This is a genomic window from Enterobacter sp. HK169 (assembly GCF_001719105.1).
GTDB classification, from domain to species: domain Bacteria; phylum Pseudomonadota; class Gammaproteobacteria; order Enterobacterales; family Enterobacteriaceae; genus Enterobacter; species Enterobacter asburiae_B.
Window position 1 is genome coordinate 1,621,486 of record NZ_CP017087.1, and the last position, 23,803, is coordinate 1,645,288.

At 53.1% G+C, this 23,803-nt stretch carries 22 protein-coding genes, 6 tRNA genes and 1 pseudogene; 16 read left to right on the plus strand and 13 right to left on the minus strand.

Features of this window, described 5'->3' with window-relative positions; translation table 11 throughout:
- Positions 1–11: 11 nt before the first annotated feature.
- Both tssB and EnteroDNA1_RS22465 read right to left on the minus strand, forming a co-directional pair.
- On the minus strand, positions 12–509 hold the full coding sequence (tssB, locus tag EnteroDNA1_RS07700; protein ID WP_033146135.1) for a type VI secretion system contractile sheath small subunit: 498 nt from the start codon (positions 507–509) through the stop codon (positions 12–14).
- 632 nt (positions 510–1,141) lie between these two features.
- A complete protein-coding gene (locus EnteroDNA1_RS22465; RefSeq protein WP_162531704.1) occupies positions 1,142–1,282 on the minus strand; it encodes a hypothetical protein in 141 nt (46 codons plus the stop codon).
- A 12-nt stretch (positions 1,283–1,294) separates the two neighbouring features.
- Between EnteroDNA1_RS22465 and lpxP the strand changes: the two genes are divergently transcribed.
- Both lpxP and ypdK read left to right on the plus strand, forming a co-directional pair.
- Positions 1,295–2,215: a kdo(2)-lipid IV(A) palmitoleoyltransferase gene (gene lpxP / locus EnteroDNA1_RS07705; protein WP_024907634.1), complete on the plus strand. Its 921-nt coding sequence runs from the start codon at positions 1,295–1,297 to the stop codon at positions 2,213–2,215.
- Between the two features lie 357 nt (positions 2,216–2,572).
- Positions 2,573–2,644, plus strand: coding sequence for a membrane protein YpdK (ypdK, locus tag EnteroDNA1_RS22315; protein ID WP_099458937.1), 72 nt, complete (start codon positions 2,573–2,575; stop codon positions 2,642–2,644).
- A gap of 52 nt (positions 2,645–2,696) precedes the next feature.
- Here ypdK and alaC read toward each other — a convergent pair whose 3' ends face one another.
- A complete protein-coding gene (gene alaC, locus EnteroDNA1_RS07710) occupies positions 2,697–3,935 on the minus strand; it encodes an alanine transaminase (protein ID WP_023308710.1) in 1,239 nt (412 codons plus the stop codon).
- A gap of 18 nt (positions 3,936–3,953) precedes the next feature.
- Positions 3,954–4,205, minus strand: a complete 252-nt coding sequence (locus EnteroDNA1_RS22320) for a hypothetical protein (RefSeq protein ID WP_134211253.1) — start codon at positions 4,203–4,205, stop codon at positions 3,954–3,956.
- A 116-nt stretch (positions 4,206–4,321) separates the two neighbouring features.
- On the opposite strand from EnteroDNA1_RS22320, the gene EnteroDNA1_RS07715 reads away from it, so the two are divergent.
- A complete protein-coding gene (locus EnteroDNA1_RS07715) occupies positions 4,322–6,028 on the plus strand; it encodes a sensor histidine kinase (protein ID WP_069303140.1) in 1,707 nt (568 codons plus the stop codon).
- Between the two features lie 3 nt (positions 6,029–6,031).
- A complete protein-coding gene (locus tag EnteroDNA1_RS07720) occupies positions 6,032–6,763 on the plus strand; it encodes a LytR/AlgR family response regulator transcription factor (protein WP_033146137.1) in 732 nt (243 codons plus the stop codon).
- A gap of 35 nt (positions 6,764–6,798) precedes the next feature.
- On the opposite strand, the gene glk is transcribed toward EnteroDNA1_RS07720, so the two are convergent.
- On the minus strand, positions 6,799–7,764 hold the full coding sequence (gene glk / locus EnteroDNA1_RS07725; RefSeq protein WP_069303141.1) for a glucokinase: 966 nt from the start codon (positions 7,762–7,764) through the stop codon (positions 6,799–6,801).
- Between the two features lie 205 nt (positions 7,765–7,969).
- On the opposite strand from glk, the gene EnteroDNA1_RS07730 reads away from it, so the two are divergent.
- Positions 7,970–9,205, plus strand: a complete 1,236-nt coding sequence (locus EnteroDNA1_RS07730; RefSeq protein WP_069303142.1) for an ion channel protein — start codon at positions 7,970–7,972, stop codon at positions 9,203–9,205.
- Here EnteroDNA1_RS07730 and ipdC read toward each other — a convergent pair whose 3' ends face one another.
- The gene (gene ipdC / locus EnteroDNA1_RS07735; RefSeq protein ID WP_069303143.1) at positions 9,206–10,864 is read right to left on the minus strand and encodes an indolepyruvate decarboxylase; all 1,659 of its coding nucleotides are present in this window, start codon (positions 10,862–10,864) and stop codon (positions 9,206–9,208) included.
- A gap of 184 nt (positions 10,865–11,048) precedes the next feature.
- On the opposite strand from ipdC, the gene mgrA reads away from it, so the two are divergent.
- Together mgrA and EnteroDNA1_RS07745 are read left to right on the plus strand one after the other, a co-directional pair.
- A complete protein-coding gene (gene mgrA, locus EnteroDNA1_RS07740; RefSeq protein WP_069303144.1) occupies positions 11,049–12,047 on the plus strand; it encodes an L-glyceraldehyde 3-phosphate reductase in 999 nt (332 codons plus the stop codon).
- Between the two features lie 127 nt (positions 12,048–12,174).
- Complete coding sequence (locus EnteroDNA1_RS07745; RefSeq protein WP_023308717.1) at positions 12,175–12,528, plus strand: DUF2502 domain-containing protein; 354 nt, start codon at positions 12,175–12,177, stop codon at positions 12,526–12,528.
- A 32-nt stretch (positions 12,529–12,560) separates the two neighbouring features.
- On the opposite strand, the gene EnteroDNA1_RS07750 is transcribed toward EnteroDNA1_RS07745, so the two are convergent.
- Entirely contained in the window at positions 12,561–13,799 is a 1,239-nt protein-coding gene (locus tag EnteroDNA1_RS07750; protein WP_033146141.1) for an Nramp family divalent metal transporter, read from the minus strand.
- A gap of 348 nt (positions 13,800–14,147) precedes the next feature.
- Here EnteroDNA1_RS07750 and EnteroDNA1_RS07755 point away from each other — a divergent pair, with 348 nt between their 5' ends.
- Positions 14,148–15,335 carry a NupC/NupG family nucleoside CNT transporter gene (locus EnteroDNA1_RS07755; protein WP_008501591.1) on the plus strand — a complete coding sequence of 396 codons (1,188 nt, stop codon included), beginning with the start codon at positions 14,148–14,150 and terminating at the stop codon, positions 15,333–15,335.
- Between the two features lie 44 nt (positions 15,336–15,379).
- On the opposite strand, the gene EnteroDNA1_RS07760 is transcribed toward EnteroDNA1_RS07755, so the two are convergent.
- The 3 genes from EnteroDNA1_RS07760 to EnteroDNA1_RS07770 all read right to left on the minus strand — a co-directional run bounded on the left by EnteroDNA1_RS07760 (position 15,380) and on the right by EnteroDNA1_RS07770 (position 17,978).
- Positions 15,380–17,572, minus strand: coding sequence for a sensor domain-containing phosphodiesterase (locus EnteroDNA1_RS07760; protein ID WP_064672928.1), 2,193 nt, complete (start codon positions 17,570–17,572; stop codon positions 15,380–15,382).
- A 213-nt stretch (positions 17,573–17,785) separates the two neighbouring features.
- Positions 17,786–17,861, minus strand: a tRNA-Ala gene (locus EnteroDNA1_RS07765).
- 41 nt (positions 17,862–17,902) lie between these two features.
- A tRNA-Ala gene (locus EnteroDNA1_RS07770) sits at positions 17,903–17,978 on the minus strand.
- A gap of 217 nt (positions 17,979–18,195) precedes the next feature.
- On the opposite strand from EnteroDNA1_RS07770, the gene EnteroDNA1_RS07775 reads away from it, so the two are divergent.
- Entirely contained in the window at positions 18,196–18,558 is a 363-nt protein-coding gene (locus tag EnteroDNA1_RS07775; RefSeq protein WP_033146143.1) for a YfeC-like transcriptional regulator, read from the plus strand.
- Between the two features lies 1 nt (position 18,559).
- Complete coding sequence (locus tag EnteroDNA1_RS07780; protein WP_033146144.1) at positions 18,560–18,943, plus strand: YfeC-like transcriptional regulator; 384 nt, start codon at positions 18,560–18,562, stop codon at positions 18,941–18,943.
- Positions 18,944–18,995: 52 nt separating this feature from the next.
- Here EnteroDNA1_RS07780 and gltX read toward each other — a convergent pair whose 3' ends face one another.
- Complete coding sequence (gltX, locus tag EnteroDNA1_RS07785; protein WP_033146145.1) at positions 18,996–20,411, minus strand: glutamate--tRNA ligase; 1,416 nt, start codon at positions 20,409–20,411, stop codon at positions 18,996–18,998.
- A 258-nt stretch (positions 20,412–20,669) separates the two neighbouring features.
- On the opposite strand from gltX, the gene EnteroDNA1_RS07790 reads away from it, so the two are divergent.
- From EnteroDNA1_RS07790 to EnteroDNA1_RS07810, 5 genes are all read left to right on the plus strand, one after another.
- Positions 20,670–20,745: transfer RNA gene (locus EnteroDNA1_RS07790), tRNA-Val, on the plus strand.
- 41 nt (positions 20,746–20,786) lie between these two features.
- Positions 20,787–20,862: transfer RNA gene (locus EnteroDNA1_RS07795), tRNA-Val, on the plus strand.
- Positions 20,863–20,891: 29 nt separating this feature from the next.
- Positions 20,892–20,967, plus strand: a tRNA-Val gene (locus EnteroDNA1_RS07800).
- 4 nt (positions 20,968–20,971) lie between these two features.
- Positions 20,972–21,047: transfer RNA gene (locus tag EnteroDNA1_RS07805), tRNA-Lys, on the plus strand.
- A 188-nt stretch (positions 21,048–21,235) separates the two neighbouring features.
- Complete coding sequence (locus EnteroDNA1_RS07810; protein ID WP_064673717.1) at positions 21,236–21,574, plus strand: FlxA-like family protein; 339 nt, start codon at positions 21,236–21,238, stop codon at positions 21,572–21,574.
- Here the strand turns inward: EnteroDNA1_RS07810 and EnteroDNA1_RS07815 are convergent.
- Positions 21,571–22,506 (minus strand): LysR family transcriptional regulator, encoded by a 936-nt coding sequence (locus EnteroDNA1_RS07815; protein ID WP_064673779.1) that lies wholly within the window; start codon positions 22,504–22,506, stop codon positions 21,571–21,573. The genes EnteroDNA1_RS07810 and EnteroDNA1_RS07815 overlap by 4 nt on opposite strands.
- Before the next feature lie 89 nt (positions 22,507–22,595).
- Between EnteroDNA1_RS07815 and EnteroDNA1_RS07820 the strand changes: the two genes are divergently transcribed.
- Positions 22,596–23,591 (plus strand): bile acid:sodium symporter family protein, encoded by a 996-nt coding sequence (locus EnteroDNA1_RS07820; protein ID WP_033146147.1) that lies wholly within the window; start codon positions 22,596–22,598, stop codon positions 23,589–23,591.
- On the opposite strand, the pseudogene EnteroDNA1_RS07825 reads toward EnteroDNA1_RS07820, so the two are convergent.
- A pseudogene (locus EnteroDNA1_RS07825) lies at positions 23,588–23,803 on the minus strand (DUF3820 family protein). The gene EnteroDNA1_RS07820 and the pseudogene EnteroDNA1_RS07825 sit on opposite strands and share 4 nt — an antisense overlap.

Genomic DNA, 23,803 nt, shown 5'->3' on the forward strand with positions numbered 1-23,803 from the left:
CAGCGTGATGGTTACGATTTTCTTGATGCCAGTGCGGATAGTTCGTTTCGCAGTTCAGCACTAAGGGACTGGTCCAGGAGGATTTTTTCCAGCTCTTTTCGGAAAGTCTGGTTATCCAGCAAATTGGCCTTCAGATCGCGAAGCAAGTTGCGCATCGCCAACATCGCCTTCAGCTGCGGTATCTGAGCAGCCACCTGCTCTGGCGTGAAATCTTTCATGCTCTGGAAAGTCAGCTGAACATTTTCCTCACCACCATCATCAGAGAGCGTATTTTTAACGGTTAGATTAAGTTTTGGGGAGTATTCAGAAAGAACACTGTCGAAATTATTTTTCGTGATGTTAACTTTCTCACGCTCAGATATTTGAGCAGACTCTTGCCCATTACTGAAATCACCCGCAACCAGTAATTTCAGCGGTAATTCCATTTTCTTGCTTGCCCCGCCTGTATGCAGGTCAAGCTTCAGGTTAATACGTGCCTTAGGCACCTCATTCTGAAAACTGTCAGCCATCTCATCATCCCTCTTTGTTTTTGCTACGCCAACTTCACGGTATCGTTCTTGATGCGCAATATTAGAATAATGATCGATGCAAAATCAAATACACAGATCATTTATCCGCAATGAGAAATTTCTTAAGAATTTTCCACTAAGATATTATTACGGATTATCCGTTCAGCTCAGGGAAAGACACTGCTTTTTTCACGCAAAGCGAATATTTGTACCGTAAGAAGGATCGCAGCCAGAGAGATGCTAATAAAACCATCTTGTTTTGATTTGCATCACAACATGATATTAAAAAAAGATGAATGAACGGCAACAGGTTATTGCAAGCAGATAAATGACAGAGGTTAATGAATGAAGAAGAGTGACGAATTGATTGATGACATGAATAATAAATAAGAATTTTCACAAAGAAAATTCTTATTTATTATTCGAAGGAAAATAAAATGTAGATGCGGGTCCGAAAATAAACACTGCTGCTCTTTTGTCGGCCCACTCCTCCTTGCGCAAAGACTTCAGTTCTCCTCTCAGGCATGAGAACTGCTCTCCCTTCTGGAGTTTATACAGTGTAAAATCAAACACCTCCCGGATCGCCGCTTTTTTAATCAAAAACGAGTAATAGCACATATCGTATAACGATGCTACATTACGCCGCCCGCCCAAATCAGCAGTGGCCAGGCAACGCCGCCGTAAAGTTCGGTAAAGCCTGCAACCATCACCTTGAAGAACGGTCTTATCGGCACGTCGTATCGCAAACTCTGCGCTACCTTTACAGGCTTCACATAGGTTCTACTATTTTGTCTCAATCCAAATTTCAACGTGCGTTTTTACACCCGCGTTACTGGTTTACATGGTTTGGCCTTGGCGTACTCTGGTTGCTGGTTCAACTTCCGTACCCTGTCCTGCGCTTGCTGGGGTCAAAACTGGGCAGCGCTTCCCGCGTTTTCCTGAAACGTCGCGAATCTATCGCGCGTAAAAATATTGAGCTTTGTTTTCCGCAGTACAATGCAGAGGAGCGTGAGAAACTCATCGCTGAAAACTTCAAGTCTATCGGCATGGCGCTGCTTGAAACCGGCATGGCATGGTTCTGGCCAGATGAACGTGTCCGCAAATGGTTTGACGTGGAAGGCCTGGATAACCTTAAACGCGCGCAGATGCAAAAACGCGGTGTGATGGTCGTCGGCGTTCACTTTATGTCGCTGGAGCTGGGCGGCCGCGTGATGGGGCTTTGCCAGCCAATGATGGCAACCTACAGACCGCACAACAGTGCGCTTATGGAATGGGTGCAGACACGAGGCCGTATGCGTTCCAATAAAGCGATGATCAGCCGTAATAACCTGCGCGGTATGGTCGGTGCTCTCAAGAAAGGAGAAGCCGTCTGGTTTGCACCCGATCAGGATTATGGACGTAAAGGCAGCAGCTTTGCGCCTTTCTTTGCGGTGAAAGACGTTGCGACGACTAACGGCACCTTTGTCATTTCGCGTCTGTCTGGTGCCTCTATGCTGACCGTGACGATGGTGAGAAAAGCAGATAAGTCAGGCTACCGCCTGCACATCTCCCCTGAAATGGCTAACTATCCGGAAAACGAGTGCGAAGCGGCAGCGTTTATCAATAAAGTCATCGAAACTGAAATCATGCGCGCGCCAGAGCAGTATCTGTGGATGCATCGTCGTTTCAAAACCCGCCCTCTTGGCGAAGCCTCGCTCTATATTTAGCCCTTCATGAAGGTTAGTTTCGCTAAGAAACTAACCTTTTCAATCACCTGTCTTCCCGCTGAGTAACTGTCTTTCAATGCGTCGCCCAAAGTGAATTTATTGCGAAGTGAAATCAAACTGTCGCCGTTCCACGACACTCGTAAGTGACGGAAATTATTTAAAAAAATCCCTCTTGTCACCCCTCATTTTTAAGCGTACATTAGCGCCGTCTGGCAACAGGAAAGCACAGAATTCTGAGCTGGAGTTAACGGCATAACGGGAAAATTCTCATTTCCGTTTTGACCGGATTTCAGTTCTCTATAATCAGGTGGACTCTGTTTTTAAATGCGTACCACAAGATACGCGGAGCGATGAAACGTGAAATATTTCTTTATGGGCATTTCGGTGATTGTTTTAGTCTGGGCCGGAACCTTTGCCCTGATGATCTAGTGAAGAATATGCAGTCAAAAAAACAGGAGCCATCGGCTCCTGTTTTTTTATGTCATGACGACGCGGGATGTTCAGCGACGCTCTTTGAGGTCAGAAGACCGTCGGCCCGGAACATACTCTTGATGCCCCTCACCGCCTGACGAATACGGTCGCTGTTTTCAATCAGGGCAAATCGCACATGGGTGTCGCCATAATCACCAAAGCCAATGCCCGGTGACACACACACCTTCGCATCCTGCAGCAGTTTTTTGGCAAACTCCAGCGATCCCATCGCCGCATACGGCTCCGGAATTTTCGCCCAGACGTACATAGACGCCTTCGGCATTTCCACCATCCAGCCCGCTTCATGCAACCCCTTTACCAGCACGTCGCGGCGGCGCTTATACTGGGCGGCAATCTCGTGAACGCACTGCTGGTCGCCTTCCAGGGCAGCGATAGCGGCGACCTGCAGCGGCGTGAAGGTACCGTAGTCGTGGTAACTCTTAATGCGCGCCAGGGCACTCACCAGCGTTTTGTTACCCACCATAAAGCCAATACGCCAGCCCGCCATGTTGTAGCTTTTCGACAGGGTAAAGAACTCTACCGCCACATCACGCGCGCCCGGGACCTGCATAATCGACGGGGCTTTCCAGCCGTCATAGACGATATCTGCATAGGCTAAATCGTGAACCACCAGCACGTCATAACGCTTGGCCAGCGCAACCACTTTCTCGAAGAAATCAAGCTCCACGCACTGCGCCGTTGGGTTCGACGGGAAACCGAGGATCATCATCTTAGGTTTCGGATAGCTTTCGCGAATCGCACGTTCCAGTTCGTTAAAGAAATCGACACCTTCCACCAGCGGCACAGAACGGACCTGCGCCCCGGCAATTACCGCGCCGTAGATATGGATCGGATAGCTTGGATTAGGCACCAGCACCGTGTCGCCATGATCCAGCGTGGCCAGCATCAGGTGTGCCAGCCCCTCTTTCGAGCCGATGGTGACAATCGCTTCACTTTCCGGATCGATATCAACCTGATAGCGATCCTGATACCAGCGCGAGATCGCGCGACGTAACCTGGGAATACCGCGAGAGGTCGAGTAGCCGTGCGTATCCGGGCGCTGGGCAACCGTGCAGAGCTTTTCAACAATATGCGGTGGCGTTGGGCCGTCAGGGTTACCCATGCTGAAATCGATAATATCTTCGCCACGCCGACGCGCAGCCATTTTCAGTTCAGCAGTGATATTGAAAACATAAGGGGGGAGACGATCGATACGCGTAAAACGGCGTTCAGGACTGAATTCAGCCATAGATTCCTCAGATTAACGTTAGCGCCCGGACCGTCCGAGCGACGCTGCCACTGATGTGGCATGTTTAGAAAATAACCTGAAAAAAATCATGCTGTCGAGAGGGAAATGAAAAAAAAGCGCTCGACTAAAAACCGGAACCCCGCTGCGCCTAAAAGCGGAAGCCCCTGTTTCGGGATCGGCTGTCTGATAGCTGTTATTTAACAGGATGATATCAAACCAGTTACCTGATGATTCGCCGTTCAGAAAAAAACAGGACGCCTCGGTCATCACCAGATAATCCCCTTTCAAAAATATGGTTTTTCCTCATTTGATAAACCTGACGGATAGCTGGTCAATACGCGCCAGGTTTTTTATCATGGTTCTTTCCCGTTTTCCCAGGTCTACTCGTGCACGAAATATTCAATATGCTGCTGGCGGTTTTTGACCGTGCGGCATTAATGCTGATTTGCCTGTTCTTCCTCATTCGCATTCGCCTGTTTCGCGAGCTGTTGCACAAATCAGCCCACTCGCCAAAAGAGCTGCTGGCCGTTACCGCCATCTTTTCGCTGTTCGCCCTGTTCAGCACCTGGTCCGGCGTGCCGGTAGAGGGTTCGCTGGTTAACGTGCGCATTATCGCCGTCATGTCCGGCGGAATTTTGTTTGGTCCGTGGGTGGGCGTTATCACCGGCCTGATTGCCGGGACGCACCGCTATCTGATTGATATCGGTGGCGTAACGGCGGTGCCGTGCTTTATCACCAGCATTATCGCCGGGGTGCTTTCCGGCTGGATCAGCCGCAAAATCCCGAAAAAACAGCGCTGGCGCGCCGGGATCGTCGCAGGCATGGTGTGCGAAACGCTGACCATGATCCTGGTCGTCGTCTGGGCTCCCACCACCGAGCTGGGGCTGGATATCGTCTCGAAAATCGGTATTCCGATGATCCTGGGCAGCGTGTGCATCGGTTTTATCGTGCTGCTGGTGCAAAGCGTTGAAGGGGAAAAAGAGGCCAGCGCCGCCCGTCAGGCCAAGCTGGCGCTGGATATCGCCAACAAAACGCTGCCTCTCTTCCGCCACGTTAACGCGGAATCGTTGCGTCAGGTCTGCGAGATCATTCGCCATGACATCCACGCTGACGCCGTCGCCATCACCAATATTGACCACGTGCTGGCCTACGTTGGCGTCGGGGAGCACAACTATCGCGACAACGATGACACCATAAGCCCGACCACCAGACAGGCGATTAACTACGGTAAAATCATTATTAAAAACAATGATGAAGCCCACCGAACGCCGGAAATTCACTCGATGCTGGTCATCCCGCTGTGGGAGAAAGGCGTCGTGACGGGCACGCTGAAAATTTATTACTGCCACGCGCATCAGATCACCTCCACGCTGCAGGAGATGGCCATCGGCCTGTCGCAGATAATCTCCACCCAGCTTGAGGTTTCGCGGGCGGAACAGCTGCGCGAGATGGCAAATAAGGCAGAACTGCGCGCGCTGCAGAGTAAAATCAATCCCCATTTCCTGTTTAACGCGCTGAACGCTATCTCCTCGTCCATTCGCCTTAATCCGGACACCGCGCGCCAGCTGATTTTTAACCTGTCGCGCTATCTGCGCTACAACATCGAGCTGAAAGATGACGAGCATATCGACATCAAAAAAGAGCTTTATCAGATCAAGGACTACATCGCGATTGAGCAGGCGCGCTTTGGCGATAAGCTCACGGTCATTTACGATATTGATGAAGAGGTCAACTGCGAGATCCCGAGCCTGCTTATCCAGCCGCTGGTTGAAAACGCGATTGTTCACGGTATTCAGCCCTGTAAAGGCAAAGGCGTCGTCACCATCAGCGTCACCGAAAGCGGCAACCGGGTGCGGATTGCCGTGCGCGATACCGGCCACGGGATTGATCCAAAAGTCATTGAGCGCGTGGAGTCTAACGAGATGCCGGGGAATAAAATCGGTCTGCTGAACGTGCACCACCGGGTCAAGCTGCTTTACGGCGACGGGCTGCATATTCAACGTCTTGAGCCGGGTACCGAAATTGCTTTTTACGTCCCGAATGAGCGCTCGCGCGCGCATACGACGACATCACTGTTGCCCCAGGTGGAGTAACCCATGAAAGTTATCATTGTAGAAGATGAATTCCTGGCTCAGCAGGAGCTCACCTGGCTTATCAAAACCCACAGCCAGATGGAGATTGTGGGCACGTTTGATGATGGTCTGGACGTACTGAAATTTTTGCAGCATAACCGGGTCGATGCGATTTTCCTGGATATCAATATCCCGTCGCTGGATGGCGTATTGCTGGCGCAAAACATCAATCAGTTTGCCCATAAGCCGTTTATCGTTTTCGTTACCGCCTGGAAAGAGCACGCCGTAGAGGCCTTCGAGCTGGAGGCGTTTGACTATATTCTTAAGCCTTATCAGGAGTCGCGGATTGTCAGCATGCTGCAAAAGCTGGAGGCCGCATGGCAGCAGCAGACCGCTCCCGCTAGCGCCACCCCAACGGTACGCGAAAACGACACCATTAATCTGGTCAAAGACGAGCGCATCATCGTGACGCCGGTCAACGATATCTACTACGCCGAAGCGCACGAAAAGATGACATTTGTCTATACGCGGCGGGAATCGTACGTGATGGCGATGAACATTACCGAATTCTGCAGCAAGCTCCCGGCTGCCCACTTTTTCCGCTGCCACCGGTCGTTTTGCGTGAATTTAAATAAGATCCGCGAGATCGAACCGTGGTTTAACAACACCTACATTTTGCGTCTGAAGGATCTGGATTTTCAGGTGCCGGTAAGCCGCAGCAAGGTGAAAGAGTTTCGTCAGCTGATGCACCTGTAAAGAAAACGCCCTCTCCCGCGGGAGAGGGCTCTGCATCAGAGGATTTGACCGAGAACCTGACGCAGATGGGCCCCGGAACCCAGCAGTCCCGGGTTATCATGCACGATCAGATAAACCGGAATGTCCTGCACGTAGCTTCTGAAACGCCCTTTATCTTCAAACCCGCCGCGGAAGCCCGAGGCTTTAAAGAAGTCGAGGAAGCGCGGTACGATCCCGCCCGCGATATAGACCCCACCGAAGGTGCCCAGCGTCAGCGCCAGGTTGCCGCCGAAACGTCCCATGATCACGCAGAACAGCGACAGGGCACGACGGCAGTCAATGCAGCTGTCCGCCAGCGCGCGTTCGGTGACGTCTTTCGGCTGCAGGTTTTCCGGCAGACGACCGTCTGATTTCACAATCGCGCGGTACAGATTCACCAGCCCCGGACCTGAAAGGACGCGCTCGGCGGAGACGTGGCCGATCTCAGCGCGTAACTCTTCGAGGATAATCCCCTCTTCTTCGCTATTAGGCGCAAAATCTACGTGGCCACCTTCACCCGGCAGGCTCACCCAGCGCTGAGCAACATGCACCAGATGCGAGACGCCGAGGCCGGTACCGGCCCCGTAAACCGCAATCGGCTTGCCTTCGACCGGTTCAGCGCCGCCAAACTGGATCAGATGCTCTGGCTTCAGCACTGGGATCGCCATGGACACCGCGGTAAAGTCATTGATGATTTCAAGATGGGAAAAACCGAGGTTTTTTTTCATCTCGGCGATAGAGAATGCCCAGGTATGGTTGGTCATTGCGACCCAGTCGCCGGTTATCGGGCAGGCAATCGCGATGCAGCCGTCTTCAACGCTCACCTGATGCTCTTCCAGATAGACGCGGACAACGGCCTCAAGGCTTGGATAATCCAGCCCGGAATAGGTTTTCGCCCGGGAAATCTCACCGCTACTAACATCGCACAATGCGAGGCGCGCGTTCGTGCCGCCCACATCACCTACCAAAGCATACTTTGTCATTCTTCTACTGCTCCGCTAAAGTCAGAATAAATCTTTGGGACACTGTAAATTCAAGGCGTGATAACAACAACGGCCATAAGGTGAATGCCCATGGATTATCGATCTTCGTCACAGAATAACTTTACCGTTTCAGCACCTTTTGCACTATTGCCATAAAGCTTAATGTGCAAAGTAACGTAATGCCGTTTTGTACAAGGAAATCATCATGCTCCACCCGCGAGCCAGAACCATGCTGTTGCTGGCAATTCCGGCGCTAATTATTGGCGTGGCCTCAAGTCTGGTGCTCATTGTCGTGATGAAAGTCGCGTCGGTGCTGCAAGCCATGTTATGGACAGCGCTTCCGACAAAACTGGGCGTCAATGCTGATTCTCCTGCCTGGATCGTTGTGATGCTGACGTTAACCGGTATTGCGGTAGGCCTGGTGATCCGTTTCAGTCCCGGCCATGCCGGCCCCGATCCGGCGCAGGAACCACTGATTGGCGCCCCGGTTCCCCCTTCGGCACTGCCCGGACTGCTCATTGCGTTGATTATCGGTCTGGCCGGCGGCGTCAGCCTGGGGCCGGAGCATCCGATTATGGCGGTGAATATTGGCCTGGCGGTTTTCCTCGGTTCACGCATTTTGCCCCGCGTCGGCGCGCTGGACTGGACCATCCTCGCCTCCGCAGGCACCATCGGGGCACTTTTCGGCACGCCTGTCGCTGCCGCACTGATCTTTTCTCAGACGCTCAGCAGCAATAACGACGTCCCGCTGTGGGATAAACTCTTTGCTCCGCTGATGGCAGCAGCCGCTGGCGCGCTGACGACCAGCCTGTTTTTCCATCCCCACTTCTCACTCACCCTCCCCCACTATGGGCAAATGCAGATAGCCGATATTTTCAGCGGCGCCATCGTCGTCGCGTTCGCCATCGCGCTGGGAATGGTGGCGGTATGGTGTCTTCCTCGCCTGCACCGGCTGATGCATGAACTCAAACACCCGGTGTTAGTTCTGGGGGCAGGAGGTTTGATCCTCGGTATTTTAGGGGCAATCGGCGGGACGGTGACGTTGTTCAAAGGTCTGGACGAGATGCAGCAGCTGGCCTTCAGCCAGGTGTTTAGCGTCTCCGACTATCTGCTGTTTGCCGTGATTAAGCTGGCCGCGCTGGTGGTGGCTGCAGCCTGCGGTTTTCGCGGTGGACGCATCTTCCCGGTGGTCTTTGTCGGTGTAGCGCTGGGGCTGATGTTGCACGAACACGTCGATGCGGTGCCTGCGGCCATTACCGTCTCCTGCTCTATTCTGGGGCTGGTTCTGGTGGTCACGCGTGACGCCTGGCTCAGCCTGTTTATGGCGGCGGTAGTGGTACCCGATTCGACGCTTTTCCCCCTGCTCTGTATCGTGATGTTGCCCGCCTGGCTCCTGCTGGCGGGCAAACCGATGATGATGGCCTGGCGAAACGACAAGTAATCAGGCGCTATTGCGCGCTTCCAGCGCTTTAGTAATCGCCCCCAACAGCGGCGGGATATCGGCTTTCGGCAGCATCACCTCAATTAGCGAGAGCCGCTCGTGGTGCGCCACTTTCTCAAGGACATCCGCCAGCTGCTCCGCTTCACTGACCCGCCAGCACTGGGCCTGAGGATCAAGGCTCAGGGCCTGCGGGATTTGCGTCCAGTTCCATAGCGCAATGTCGTTATATCGCTGTTCCGGCCCGTGGATCGCTCTTTCCACCGTGTACCCTTCGTTGTTAAGGACCAGAATAATCGGGTGTTGTTTATCCCGCAGCATCGAGCCAAGCTCCTGGATGGTGAGCTGCGCTGCGCCATCCCCCGTCAGCACAATCACGCGCCGGTTCGGGCAGGCGGTTTGCGCGCCAAACGCTGCGGCCAGGGTGTAGCCGATCGATCCCCACAGCGGCTGGACGATAAAATTCACATCAGCCGGAAGACGAAGGTCGATCGCGCCGAAGGCCGAGGTGCCTTGATCCGCAAGGATGATGTCTCCAGGGCGGATAAACGTCTGCAACGTTTTCCAGAAATTCTCCTGCGTCAGCGAGCCATCCGGCTGCGGATATTCAATCGTGCTTTGAGACGACGGTGCCGGCGCATCGTGCACGTGCTGTTTACACAGCTCTACCAGCGTTTCGATTGCCTGAAGCATGGGGATGCCGGTAAACCAGACGTCACCGACGCGTGAGGCATGAGGCTGAACTTCAATTGTTTGTGACGGGGTTAGCTGATGCGTGAAGCCGGCGGTCAGGGTATCGGTAAATCGCGTCCCGATGCACAGCACCGTGTCTGCCCCTTCAATCGCCTCTTTTACCGCACCGGCGCTCGCCGAACCGCTGTAGGTGCCGTAAAAACCGGCGTGACGCTCGTCAAATATGCCTTTACCCATCAGCATGGTGGCGTGTGCCATCGGCACGTCCTTGACCCACTTCTGTAGGGCATGCTTCAGGCCGTGGCGAAGGACAAGGAAATCGGCCAGCAGCGCAGTACGCTTGCTCATGGCCAGCCTGTTCTCAGCGGCATCCCGGAACGCTTTCAGGCAGGCGCTATCGGCATGCGCGTGTTTGAGAGTGAGAGCGTTTACAGGAGGCGTGGCGGCTTTTTTTGCCACATCCGCAGGCAGCATCAGATAGCCGGGACGACGCTCCCGGAGCATGGTAGTTAATACCCGGTCAATCTCGTAACAGGCGTTTTGTTCGGTCAGGATCGCCTGTGCAACGGTGATCGGTTCGCTCATATGGTAAAAATGACGAAACTCACCGTCGCCCAGCGTATGGTGCAGCAGCTCTCCTCTTTGCTGTGACGCCGTACCCGGCGCGCCCACAATATGCAGTACCGGAACGTGCTCAGCATAACTGCCCGCAATGCCGTTCATGGCGCTTAATTCTCCTACACCAAATGTCGTCAGCAGCGCGGCAAAGCCCTTACATCGGGCGTATCCGTCCGCGGCATAGGAGGCGTTTAACTCGTTGGCACAGCCCACCCAACAGATATCCGGGCTGTCTATCACATGGTCGAGAAACTGCAGGTTATAGTCGCCCGGCACGCCAAACAGATGATCGGCTCCACAATCCGTAAGACGGTCCAGCAGGTAATCGGCGACGCAGTATGGGGTACGCATGAACAGGTATCCTTCTAATGTTGACCTCACCTTGAGTATTAAATAAGCGTGATGACTGTCCAGAATTGGCGATAAGAAGATCATGGAAAGAATGCTTTACAAAAAAGGCTGCGCTATGCTGCTTTTTTTCGCGTTAATGTAAACGCATACACTGATTTTTTCTTCAGCGCCAGAGGTGATGAGAATGGGTTATCAGCCGGACAAAAATCGTTATCGGACAATGGAGTATCGTCCCTGCGGGCAAAGCGGACTCAGGTTGCCCGCCATCTCGCTTGGGCTGTGGCATAACTTTGGCGACACCACGCTTATCGAAAACAGCCGTCAACTTTTACAGCGCGCGTTCGATCTGGGCATTACGCATTTCGACCTTGCCAACAACTATGGCCCGCCGCCGGGATCGGCCGAACGTAATTTCGGCCGTATTTTGCAGGAGGATTTCCTGCCCTGGCGCGACGAGCTGATCGTCTCTACCAAAGCAGGTTATACCATGTGGGATGGCCCTTACGGCGACTGGGGGTCACGCAAATATCTGCTGGCAAGCCTCGATCAGAGCCTGAAGCGCATGGGGCTGGAGTATGTGGATATCTTCTATCATCACCGTCCTGACCCACAAACGCCGCTGCTGGAAACCATGAAAGCGCTTGACCATGCGGTGCGCCAGGGAAAAGCCCTGTACGTCGGGTTATCCAACTACCCTGCAGAACTGGCCCGCAAGGCGATTGATATCCTGGACGATCTCGGTACGCCCTGCCTGATCCACCAGCCGAAATACTCTCTTTTTGAACGTGCGCCGGAAGAGGGGCTGCTGAACGTGCTGCAGGAAAAAGGGGTCGGCTGCATTCCCTTCTCGCCGCTGGCCGGTGGACAATTGACCAACCGCTATCTCAACGGCATTCCGGCAGACTCACGCGCGGCAAGCGGCAGTCAGTTCCTGAACCCTGACCAGATCACCGAAGAGAAGCTGGAGAAGGTAAGAAAGCTGAACGCCATTGCGGAAGAGCGCGGTCAGAAGCTGTCCCAGATGGCGCTGGCCTGGGTATTACGCCATGAGAACGTGACGTCAGTGCTGATTGGGGCAAGTAAAACGGCCCAGATTGATGATGCCGTGGGGATGCTGGAAAAGCGCCATTTCTCTGCGGAAGAACTTGTCCGTATTGACACGATCCTGAACAGCTCAAAATAGAATCACTTTTAGCAAAAAGTGCTCCCATTCAGGAATTCGGAGTTGAGGCGATGAAACGAGGCTTTACCAACTCGTAATATTGCGTTAACAGGCCCCACAAGGGCCCCGATCGTGAAGGAGAAAGAGTATGTTCAGGTCACTGATTCTTGCAGCGGTATTATTGGCTTCAGCCCCGCTGATCGCCAATGCGGGCGAAATCACCCTGTTGCCATCAGTAAAATTACAAATTGGCGATCGTGACGATTACGGCAGATACTGGGACGGTGGCTACTGGCGCGACCGTGACTACTGGAACCGTCACTATGAGTGGCGCGGAGACCGCTGGTGGAAACATGATAACGGCAGACACCGCGGCTGGTATAAAGACAACGCGTATGAGCGCGGCTACCGTGAAGGCTGGAACGATCGTGACGACCGTCGCGGCGGCTGGGATCGCGGCGGGAAAGGACGCGGCCACGGTCATGGCCACGGTCACCATTAATACAAAAAGGAGCCTCCCGGCTCCTTTTTCTTTTAGAGCCCCAATGCGGTGCCAATAAGCAGCCACAGGTTCAGTGCCACTACCACCACCACGATTGCCCACCCGGTCCGTTTCACCAGCGTTGAGTTAACCAGTTCGCCCATCAGGGTTTTGTTGCTGGTAAAGATCAGCAGCGGCACCAGCGCCAGCGCGATACCAAAGCTCAGCAGCACCTGGCTCATGACCAGAATTCTCGTAGGATCAAGCCCCATCAGAATCACGATAAATGACGGGAGCATGGTGACGGAGCGACGAACCCACAGCGGAATATGGAAGCGGACAAACCCCTGCATCACCACCTGGCCTGCCAGCGTGCCCACTACCGTAGAAGAGAGACCGGCAGCCACCAGGCTGAGACCAAATATCGTGGCGGCAGCATGGCTCAGTAAGGGCTCCAGCGTGAGATAGGCCTGGTCGAGATCGGCAATACCGGTGTGGCCGTTAAAGTGGAAAGCGGCGGCTGCGGTAGCCATCATCGCCAGATTGACAAACCCCGCGATGGTCATGGCAATCGCCACGTCCCATTTGGTGGCGGAGTAACGCTCTTTGCGCGTTCCACCGTGGAGATGCTGGGTCAGCGAGGAGTGCAGGTAAATCACATGCGGCATGATGGTCGCCCCCAATACCCCGGCGGCCAGGAACACCGCTTCCGAGGTTGGCAGGCTTGGGATTGCCATACCTTTGCCGAGCTGCACCAGATTCGGCTGTGAGAAAATCAGCTCGACGATATAGGCCGCCGCGACAAACAGCAGCAGACCGCCGATAACCTTCTCCAGCGGCTTTTGACCCCGACGCTGCAGCATCAGGATCAGGAAAGTGGCAATCCCGGTCAGTACCGCCCCCTGCAACAGCGACACGCCCAGAATCAGCTTAAAGCCGATCGCTGCGCCGATAAATTCAGCGAGGTCAGTGGCCATGGCGATGATTTCCGCCTGGACCCAATAGAGCCAGACGGCCGGACGCGGATAATGGTCGCGAATTTGCTCCGCCAGGTTTTTACCCGTGGCAATCCCCAGCTTTGCTGAGAGCATCTGAATCAGCATCGCCATCAGGTTAGCCCAGACGACCACCCACAGCAGCTTATAGCCGAAGCTGGCCCCGGCCTGAATATTGGTCGCAAAGTTACCTGGATCGATATAGCCAATGGCAGCGATGAACGCAGGTCCCATTAATGCGAACCGCAACTTGCGCGCGGCTCTGCCACTGCTACCCTCTACGCGACTGTTTGTCATTACTGCCTCTGAAATATAGCCTTTGCTATGTTTAATGCTATCAAAATGAGAATGATTATCAAGATCATTTATGCTGTTTACAGTGATTTCTCTGATAGCTTTGAACGATAGACGGGCGGGTAAGTGGGGCGATCTAACAGAAACTAAAATCGCGCGCGCTTTTGTGAAGACTAGCACACAAACTTAACTTTTCACTCATTTACCTAACATAACAAAAATGTATTGTGGATCACTATTTTTGAGACTCGTCACAGGATGTAACTATAGTGTGTCCTCGATCTCGTTTTCTTTTCGCTTGTTACATAGAATGTGCACGAAAATTAAACCTGCCTCATATTTGGAGCAAATATGGACCGCGTCCTTCATTTTGTCCTGGCACTTGTTGTCGTTACTGCACTTGCATTGCTGGTCAGCACAGACCGCAAAAAAATTCGTATCCGTTATGTTGTCCAGCTGCTGGTCATTGAAGTTTTACTTGCGTGGTTCTTCCTGAACTCCAACGTAGGCCTCGGCTTCGTGAAAGGCTTCTCCGAAATGTTCGAAAAACTGCTCGGATTCGCCAATGAAGGGACCAACTTTGTCTTCGGTAAAATGAACGACGAAGGTCTGGCGTTCTTCTTCCTGAAGGTTCTCTGCCCTATCGTCTTCATCTCCGCGCTGATCGGTATCCTGCAGCACATCCGCGTTCTGCCGTTCGTTATTCGTGGAATTGGTTTCCTGTTATCCAAAGTGAACGGCATGGGCAAGCTGGAATCCTTCAACGCCGTCAGTTCCCTGATCCTCGGTCAGTCTGAGAACTTCATCGCGTATAAAGATATTCTCGGCAAAATGTCCCGCAACCGCATGTACACCATGGCGGCAACCGCAATGTCTACCGTGTCCATGTCTATCGTGGGCGCGTATATGACCATGCTGGAGCCAAAGTATGTTGTTGCGGCGCTGGTTCTGAACATGTTCAGCACCTTTATCGTTCTGTCGCTGATCAACCCGTACCGCGTTGACGCAAGCGAAGAGAACATTCAGATGTCAAACCTGCACGAAGGCCAGAGCTTCTTCGAAATGCTGGGTGAGTACATTCTGGCGGGCTTCAAAGTGGCGATTATCGTTGCCGCCATGCTGATCGGCTTCATTGCGCTGATTTCTGCGCTGAACGCCCTGTTCGCCGCGGTGCTGGGTATCTCCTTCCAGGGTATTCTGGGCTACATCTTCTACCCGGTTGCCTGGGTGATGGGTGTTCCGGCTCACGAAGCGCTGCAGGTGGGCAGCATCATGGCAACCAAACTGGTTTCTAACGAATTCGTTGCGATGATGGATCTGCAGAAAATTGCCAGCACGCTTTCTCCGCGCGCGGAAGGCATTCTGTCCGTGTTCCTGGTCTCCTTCGCGAACTTCTCGTCCATCGGGATTATCGCGGGCGCGATTAAAGGTCTGAACGAAGAACAGGGCAACGTGGTTTCTCGCTTTGGCCTGAAGCTGGTTTACGGCTCTACGCTGGTGAGCGTCCTGTCTGCTTCTATCGCGGCACTGGTACTCTAACGTTTAGCGTTAAACAAAAACCGGGAGCCTGGCTCCCGGTTTTTTTATGCCCGCAATTCTTCCAGCGGTTTGGGTTTGCCTATCAGGTAGCCCTGCAGGTAATCCACGCCGAAGCGAAGCAGCATCTCGCGCTGCGCCGGTGTTTCGACGTATTCCGCTACGACGCACAGCGATTTCGTCTTCGCCAGATTACACATCGACTGCACGATCATCGCATCCATATCATCGGTACAAATGTCTTTAATAAAGCAGCCGTCAATTTTAATGATGTCTGCCTGCAGGCGTCTGAGGCGCTCGTAGTTGGCGTAGCCGGTACCAAAATCATCTATAGCAATCCGGAAACCGTAATCCCGCAGTTGCTGAATATTGTGGATGCTGCTGCCTGAATTTGAGAAGGCCTGCTCTTCGGTAATCTCAATCACGACGGACTGAGGCGCAACGCCGTAGCGTTCAAAGAGCGCACAAATCTCGGACGCCACCTCTTTTTGCATCAGCGTAAGCGGCATCAGATTAACGGAGAAACGAGCGCCAGCCTGCGTTGAAGGGTGATCGCGCAGCCACAGCAGTAATTTCTCCATGACGCACATATCAAACCGGTGGCTAAGGTTGAACTGGGCAATCAACGGAATAAAGCGGTCAGGAGTGAAGATCTCGCCCTCGCTCTCCATACGCGCCAGAATTTCGTAGTAGCCGCTCCCGTCCGCCTTCTGGATCGGTTGCGCGTATAAATGGAACTGGCCCGCCTCCAGGGCATGCTTAATCCGCGCCAGCATCAGGACTCGCTCTGTCGTTTGCCCTGATGCCGCCTCGAGGCTATTCGTGAGCGCAAGCACGTTGTTTGCTGCTCCGCAGGATTGCTCGGCCAGCCAGCTCAGCTGCCCCAGCGTGTGGTGCAGTTTTTCGCCGTTTTCGACCATTCCCCAGGACGCACCGAATTCAATATCCAGCCCGGTGTTGTTCCAAAAAATCTTACGGCTGTTCAGTCGATCAACCATATGCTGGAGGCGCTCAGCGGTTCCCGGGCCCAGTAATACCAGCACAAGCTCGCTTCCGGGAAGCTGGAAGAGCGTCTCATCTTTTTGCAGGAGAGGCTGCAGCGACGTGGCGATCGTACGTTTGCAATGGACCCGCATCAGGATCCCATAATGGCGGCTCAAAAATTCCAGGTTATCCATACGCAGAATACTCACTTTTGCATCCGGGTGAATCTCAAGATAATCCTCCAGCGCACGAATATTGGGCAATCCGGTCAGCGGATCGGTGAGCGCCCTCCCCTGCCAGCCCCGCTTAAGCCACTCGCTGCGCTGGTAAATGCGCGACATGTAAAGCAGACAGATCGCGAATGAGATAAGCACGGACAGAATAAAAGAGAGCGAATGGCCCGATTCCACCCCGTTAAGGAAATTGTAGTTGTAGGTCAACAGCAGGAGCGCAGATACAGCCCACAGCAGAGAAATCAACGCATAGGTCAGTCGGCTTATCGCTAAGGTAAAAAGAATAAAAATCAGCGGCATCAAATAGCCCGCAATGACGGGAGATTCAAAAGGACCACATAAAATGACGAGAATGAAACTTAATAGCACCAGCCAGGCAAAAATATATAATGAATTCTTGTGAAAAAACACGGGCTTCACGCTTCGTCGCCAGAAACTTATTGCATAACGGGGATTAATTATCATTCTTAACGGGTAATAGAACATCATGGTAAAAATCAATGCCGCGCATATCAGGCTTTGTATATCCACAACGTTATAAATTACCGTCCCTTCGCCGAAAAAGGTCGAAATTGTCACCGGAAAATCAAACAAATAGCCCGCCAAATACATCGACAGCTTAATCCCTATTGGCACCATAAAACCGAGCCAGAATATCCGCAATCCGATGTGCTTGTTAGGGATGGAGTAGCGCCAACGCTTACCCAGCATGATGCGCAGAAGGCCGCACGCCGCGAACAACGCAAAGGTCTGACAGAACAGTAATACTGAATATTGTAGCGGTGCTAAATTTACATAGAATAAATTAGTGACAGTAAAACCTAACAAAATGGGAAGAATAGCCCTGCGCCCAAATAGCAGAATTACCGCCAGCATTACGCTTAAAGGTAACCATGCTAAATAAACGTCGTGACCATTAACAATTGCGCGGGGAGAGAGATAACGGGAGACAGGTACCGCAATCAGGCATAAAGCCAGAGCAATCATAAATATCTTTACATTATTGTAAGTTTTTCTATTCATTAACCTGGGCGTTATTTTCCGAGAGAATTATTGACCGGATGGATAATAGGTTTATTAATTGCGCGAATCAAGTTCAAGTCTATTTTTAGACTGGTTTATTGATGTCGATTGAGGTGAGGTACGGGAATACCTTCTTTTTGATAACAAAATACGGTGGCGGGTGTTACAAACACATAAAAAAAACCCTCGTCTTTTGACGAGGGTTTACAATTTTGGTGGAGCTAAGCGGGATCGAACCGCTGACCTCTTGCATGCCATGCAAGCGCTCTCCCAGCTGAGCTATAGCCCCACATGTGACTTTACTGACCGCACTCTGTTGGGTTCAGAGTTTGGTGGAGCTAAGCGGGATCGAACCGCTGACCTCTTGCATGCCATGCAAGCGCTCTCCCAGCTGAGCTATAGCCCCATCGTAAAGCTGTCATGTTGACGGGCGGCATAATATGAATTCCACCGCGGAGTGTCAACGGCAAAATCAATCCCAGCCATTCAATCGCCGAAAAATCATGCAAATGAATCACTTTGCGAGCCTGCTCGCAGTCAGGAGTTAAGCCTGTCACGTTTTCACGTAAAACGGTGCTATAAAATGAGCCGTTAATTAACCCCACTGATATTCAGGAAATTGCATGATCAAGGAACGAATGACGCCAGAAGAGTTAGCCCTCCTCACTGGCTATAGCCGCCAGACCATCAATAAATGGGTACGCAAAGAGGGTTGGATTACATCACCAAAACCAGGTGTCCAGGGCGGGAAAGCTCGCCTGGTACATGTGAACGAAAAAGTCCGTGACTTTATCCGCAGCGCACGTCGGGCAACTGAAACGTCCGAACTGCCAGAAGGCGTCAGTCATGATAGTTCGCTTCACACGCTGCTCCTGACGCTGGCCAATGAAATGACGCCGGAAGAGCAGAAGCAGATGACATCGCTGTTAATGCGGGAAGGGATTACCGGATTGTTGCAACGTTTAGGGATTCGCGATCAGAACTGATATGAAAAAATTACGCAGCAAAATGACCACGGAAGAGCTGGCGGAGAGTTTGGGCGTTGCCAGACAAACGGTTAATCGCTGGATACGCCAGCAGGGATGGAAAACCGAAGGCCTCAACGGCGTGAAGGGTGGTCGCGCGCGGCTCATTCATATTGATGCGCGCGTGAAGGAACATATTATGAGCCTCCCGGCGATCCGTAACCGTCAGGCGGTTTACCATCTCGCTGAGGTCACCGCTTCATACAGTGAACCCTCTTCAAACCTGTCTCCGGGCATTATTGAGACGCTGGAGAGTATGACTCAGCCAGAGCAGAGGCGTCTGGACGCCTTATTGAAACGCGAAGGCATACACGGCTTTCTGACGCGGCTCGGTCTCACGGAATAAGAGGCATAAAAAAACGGCAGGTTAACCTGCCGTTTTTTTATCTGAGGCCTAATTACTGCTGATTTTCGCGTTCAGCAATAAAGTCCAGCGCCTTGTTAATGCGCGCTACGCTGCGTGACTTGCCGATGGCGTGAACCGTCACATCCAGTGCCGGAGACTGACCCGCCCCGGTTACCGCAACGCGCAGTGGCATGCCGACTTTACCCATACCGACTTCCAGCTCGTCTGCCGTCGCCTGAATGGCGTGATGCACATTCTCAGCGGTCCACTCGGTAAGGGCCGCCAGCTTGTCGCGCACCACTTCCAGCGGCTGACGCGCAACCGGACGGAGGTGTTTCTTCGCGGCGTCCGCGTCGAACTCTTCAAACTCTTCATAGAAGTAGCGGCAGCTTTCGGCAATCTCTTTCAGCGTTTTGCAGCGCTCGCCGAGGAGTTTCACCAGGTCCGCCAGCTCAGGGCCAGTGCGGGTATCAATATTTGCCTGCTCAATATGCCACTGCAGATACGTCGCCACATATTCTGGCTGCATGGTGTTGATGTAGTGATGGTTCAGCCACAGGAGCTTGTCGGTATTAAAGGCGCTCGCTGATTTGCTTACAGAGCTCAGAGAGAACAGCTCGATCATCTCTTCGCGACTGAAGATCTCCTGGTCACCGTGGGCCCAGCCCAGACGCACCAGATAGTTCAGCAGTGCTTCCGGCAGATAACCGTCGTCGCGATACTGCATAACGCTTACCGCACCGTGACGTTTAGACAGTTTTTTCCCGTCATCGCCGTTGATCATGGAGACGTGCGCATAAACTGGCACAGGGGCGTTCAGCGCCTTCAGGATGTTGATCTGACGTGGCGTATTGTTGATATGGTCTTCACCACGGACAACGTGAGTAATTTCCATATCCCAGTCGTCAACCACAACGCAGAAGTTGTAGGTTGGAGAACCGTCGGTACGACGGATGATCAGATCGTCCAGCTCCTGGTTGCTGAATTCAATTGGGCCACGGATCTGGTCGTCAAAGATCACCGAGCCCTCTTGCGGGTTAGCAAAACGCACCACGCAAGGCTCATCTGCAGCATGCTCGCTATGGTCGTGGCGGCAGCGGCCGTCATAACGCGGCTTTTCACCGTTCGCCATCTGCGCTTCACGCAGTTCATCCAGACGCTCTTTAGAGCAGTAGCACTTATACGCCGTGCCCGCGACCAGCATCTCATCAATGACGGCGTTATAGCGGTCAAAGCGTTTGGTCTGGAAGTAAGGACCTTCATCCCATTCCAGATTCAGCCAGTTCATCCCATCCATAATGGCTTCAATTGCTTCTGGCGTGGAGCGCTCAAGATCGGTGTCTTCAATACGCAGCACGAACTCACCTTTGTTGTGGCGTGCGAAAAGCCAGGAATAGAGAGCGGTACGTGCACCACCGACGTGCAGATAGCCTGTCGGGCTCGGCGCGAAGCGAGTTTTGATTTTCATGAAATGGCCTTACGTTATAAAGATGCCGGCAATCGGCAAATCCTGGGGAAAAAACGATGGGCAATATTCTATCACTGTGGGGGGATTCCTCAATGTTGATCCCTTTATCGTGACCGAGTTTGCGATTTTTGTTTAGAAATCATGCGTCATTGCCCGTTTCGCGATCGTTTTGTTTAATTTTACGACGAACGAATAAAAACTTTAGAAAATGCGTTGACTCATTTTCAACTCTCCCTATAATGCGACTCCACACAGCGGGGGTGATTAGCTCAGTTGGTAGAGCATCTCCTTTACACGGAGGGGGTCGGCGGTTCGAGCCCGTCATCACCCACCATCTACTTCGGTAGGCCCGCAGTGTAGATAAGAATTGAGATTGGGCGATTAGCTCAGTTGGTAGAGCATCTCCTTTACACGGAGGGGGTCGGCGGTTCGAGCCCGTCATCGCCCACCATTCTCACCTTATCGCAGCAGTTCCGAAATGGGCGATTAGCTCAGTTGGTAGAGCATCTCCTTTACACGGAGGGGGTCGGCGGTTCGAGCCCGTCATCGCCCACCATTTCGGGTCGTTAGCTCAGTTGGTAGAGCAGTTGACTTTTAATCAATTGGTCGCAGGTTCGAATCCTGCACGACCCACCAATGTAGAAAGGCGCCCTAAAGGCGCCTTTTTGCTATCTGCAGTTTGTCTACTTCCGCCTTCCAGTACACTTTCACCGCATCATCAATACTGATTGTGTATCAATGTAACTCCCTGCCAGATATGGCAGTTTTGCTCAAGCTAATCCCGTTGGTGCCGATACCTCTGTTTTATAACGCGAGGAAAAAGTATGACGACCATTCAGGCTTCAACCCAACAGATTCAAACCAGCGGCGCGAGTGGAACTTCGAGCAGTAACGATATCGCTACGCAAATCACCCGCATTCTCGACAAGATCAAAAAGCTGACTCAGCAGTTAAAAGAGCTGGCGAACAGCCCCATCAGCACCGATGAGAAGAAAAAGCAGCAGGAACTTATTCAGACCCAGCTCAAAGTGCTGCAGGCACAGCTCGCCGCGCTGCAGCGCCAGCAGGCCGAAGAGGCCCAGAAGAAGCAGGATCAAAAGCTGGGCAAAGTGGAAGGGGTGAATACCCCTTCAGACAATAATCATATTGATATCTACATCTAATCTTCTGATGCGTTAAACAGTGGGTCGCGTATGCGGGCTTCGGTTAATCGTTGTGCCTGGATACGCACCACTTCCCAGATAGCCTGCGCCGCCCCCGAGAGTGAGCGATTTTTTCGCCGCACCAGCATCAGCTTTCGCTCAACAACGGGCGTTAATCGCCTGACGGCCAGCCGGCTTCCCTGCGGCAGGGGAAGCGCCAGGGCGGGCAACACGCTGATGCCAATACCGGCTTCCACCATCGGAAAAAGCGTCGCCGGGTGACCAATCTCCTGCACGATCGTTGCCTTTACGCCCTGATTCACCAGCGCGGAATCAATCAGCGGACGACTGCCCGAGGCATAATCCTGTAAAACCAGGTTCGCGCCCGTCAGAGACTGCCAGCTGATTTCCGGCAACGTGGCCAGCGGGTCGTCGTCACGGCAGAGCAGCAAGAATGGCTCGGAAAGTACGCTTTCACACGCCAGATCGCTCGCCTGGCCGGGATCGATAACAATACCAAAATCCACATCTCCCTGGCGGATGCTCTCCAGCACCCACTGCTGCGGCCTGTCATGCAGGACAAAATCAATGTCCGGGTAGCGATGACTTCCCTCGGCAATACACTGAGGGATAAGGTGCGCAGAGATTGTCTGGCTGGCCGCGACGCGCACGGTCCCCGAAAGCTGCTGCCCCAGCCTCCCCACGTCTCTGAGCGTGCTGTTCAGCTCATCCAGCAATCGTTCAAGACGCAGGGCGAGCTGCTGCCCTGCTTCGGTCAGCACCACTTCACGGGTTGTGCGGTCAAGCAACTTCACCCCGGTCTGATTCTCAAGCTCTTTCACGCTGTGGCTGACCGCCGACTGGCTCAGGCCAATCATCTCCCCTGCCCGGCTAAAGCTGCGGGCGTGAGCGACGGTGACGAAAATACGAAGCTGGCGTAAGGAGTAATTCATCTGTTTCATTCATGAATGGATGCAATAAATCAATTTTATTTCTCAAATGGAAAAAAGCACAATAGCGACATCTGTTTTCAGGAGTCATTATGAAACTATTTCGTATTGTTGATCCGTTTACGCTCACCCTGGTGGTTACCGTTTTACTGGCCTCGTTCTTCCCCGCCCGCGGGGGCTTCGTCCCGTTTTTTGAAGGGCTGACGACGGCCGCCATCGCACTGCTGTTCTTTATGCACGGCGCAAAGCTCTCGCGCGAAGCGATTATTGCCGGCGGTAGCCACTGGCGGCTGCATCTCTGGGTGATGTGCAGCACGTTCATTCTGTTCCCAATCCTCGGAGTGCTGTTTGCCTGGTGGGCGCCGGTTAACGTCGACCCGGCGCTCTACACCGGTTTCCTGTATCTCTGTATTCTGCCGGCTACCGTACAGTCCGCCATTGCCTTTACCTCTCTCGCCGGAGGGAACGTTGCGGCCGCGGTCTGCTCGGCATCAGCATCCAGCCTGTTAGGGATTTTCGTTTCCCCGCTGCTGGTGGGCCTGCTGATGAACATGCACGGCGCGGAAGGCAATCTCGAGCAGGTTGGAAAAATTTGCCTGCAGCTGCTGCTGCCGTTTGTCCTGGGGCATCTATCCCGTCCATGGACCGGGGCGTTCGTGGCTAAGCACAAGAAATGGATCTCAAAAACCGACCAGTCGTCGATTCTGCTGGTGGTCTATTCCGCCTTCAGTGAAGCGGTTGTGAACGGGATCTGGCATAAGGTGGGCGCAGGTTCGCTGCTGTTTATCGTGGTGGTCAGCATCGTCCTGCTGGCGATTGTGATTGCGGTAAACGTCTTTGTGGCACGCAGGTGCGGCTTCAGCAAAGCGGATGAAATCACCATTGTGTTCTGCGGTTCGAAAAAGAGCCTGGCTAACGGTATCCCGATGGCCAATATTCTATTCCCGACCTCGGTGATTGGGATGATGGTGCTGCCGCTGATGATTTTCCACCAGATCCAGCTGATGGTCTGCGCGGTGCTGGCGCGTCGCTACAAGCGCCAGACCGAAAAGCTGGCGCAGGAAGAGACCCGCGCCGCGAAGGCTTAAGGACGTTTTAGGGGCTGAACCAGCTGGGTCAGCCCCTCGGTTTTGATCAGTAACGTGATAGCCATCAGCTCGCCCAGTCGCCCTGCCGGGAATTCATCCTTACGGGCAAACCACAGCAGATACTCCTCCGGCAAATCAATCAGCCTGCGGCCCTTTTATTTACCGAACGGCATCTCCGTATTGGCTATTTCAACGAGCTGTTCTTTCTCCAC

Excerpts from the sequence above, each read along its gene's own strand:
- tssB (WP_033146135.1), bottom strand. The coding sequence starts at position 509 with ATGGCTGACAGTTTTCAGAATGAGGTGCCTAAGGCACGTATTAACCTG.
- alaC (WP_023308710.1), bottom strand. The coding sequence starts at position 3,935 with ATGGCTGAATTCAGTCCTGAACGCCGTTTTACGCGTATCGATCGTCTC.
- EnteroDNA1_RS07720 (WP_033146137.1), top strand. The coding sequence starts at position 6,032 with ATGAAAGTTATCATTGTAGAAGATGAATTCCTGGCTCAGCAGGAGCTC.
- glk (WP_069303141.1), bottom strand. The coding sequence starts at position 7,764 with ATGACAAAGTATGCTTTGGTAGGTGATGTGGGCGGCACGAACGCGCGC.
- EnteroDNA1_RS07730 (WP_069303142.1), top strand. The coding sequence starts at position 7,970 with ATGCTCCACCCGCGAGCCAGAACCATGCTGTTGCTGGCAATTCCGGCG.
- ipdC (WP_069303143.1), bottom strand. The coding sequence starts at position 10,864 with ATGCGTACCCCATACTGCGTCGCCGATTACCTGCTGGACCGTCTTACG.
- mgrA (WP_069303144.1), top strand. The coding sequence starts at position 11,049 with ATGGGTTATCAGCCGGACAAAAATCGTTATCGGACAATGGAGTATCGT.
- EnteroDNA1_RS07745 (WP_023308717.1), top strand. The coding sequence starts at position 12,175 with ATGTTCAGGTCACTGATTCTTGCAGCGGTATTATTGGCTTCAGCCCCG.
- EnteroDNA1_RS07750 (WP_033146141.1), bottom strand. The coding sequence starts at position 13,799 with ATGACAAACAGTCGCGTAGAGGGTAGCAGTGGCAGAGCCGCGCGCAAG.
- EnteroDNA1_RS07755 (WP_008501591.1), top strand. The coding sequence starts at position 14,148 with ATGGACCGCGTCCTTCATTTTGTCCTGGCACTTGTTGTCGTTACTGCA.
- EnteroDNA1_RS07760 (WP_064672928.1), bottom strand. The coding sequence starts at position 17,572 with ATGAATAGAAAAACTTACAATAATGTAAAGATATTTATGATTGCTCTG.
- EnteroDNA1_RS07775 (WP_033146143.1), top strand. The coding sequence starts at position 18,196 with ATGATCAAGGAACGAATGACGCCAGAAGAGTTAGCCCTCCTCACTGGC.
- EnteroDNA1_RS07780 (WP_033146144.1), top strand. The coding sequence starts at position 18,560 with ATGAAAAAATTACGCAGCAAAATGACCACGGAAGAGCTGGCGGAGAGT.
- gltX (WP_033146145.1), bottom strand. The coding sequence starts at position 20,411 with ATGAAAATCAAAACTCGCTTCGCGCCGAGCCCGACAGGCTATCTGCAC.
- EnteroDNA1_RS07810 (WP_064673717.1), top strand. The coding sequence starts at position 21,236 with ATGACGACCATTCAGGCTTCAACCCAACAGATTCAAACCAGCGGCGCG.
- EnteroDNA1_RS07815 (WP_064673779.1), bottom strand. The coding sequence starts at position 22,506 with ATGAATTACTCCTTACGCCAGCTTCGTATTTTCGTCACCGTCGCTCAC.
- EnteroDNA1_RS07820 (WP_033146147.1), top strand. The coding sequence starts at position 22,596 with ATGAAACTATTTCGTATTGTTGATCCGTTTACGCTCACCCTGGTGGTT.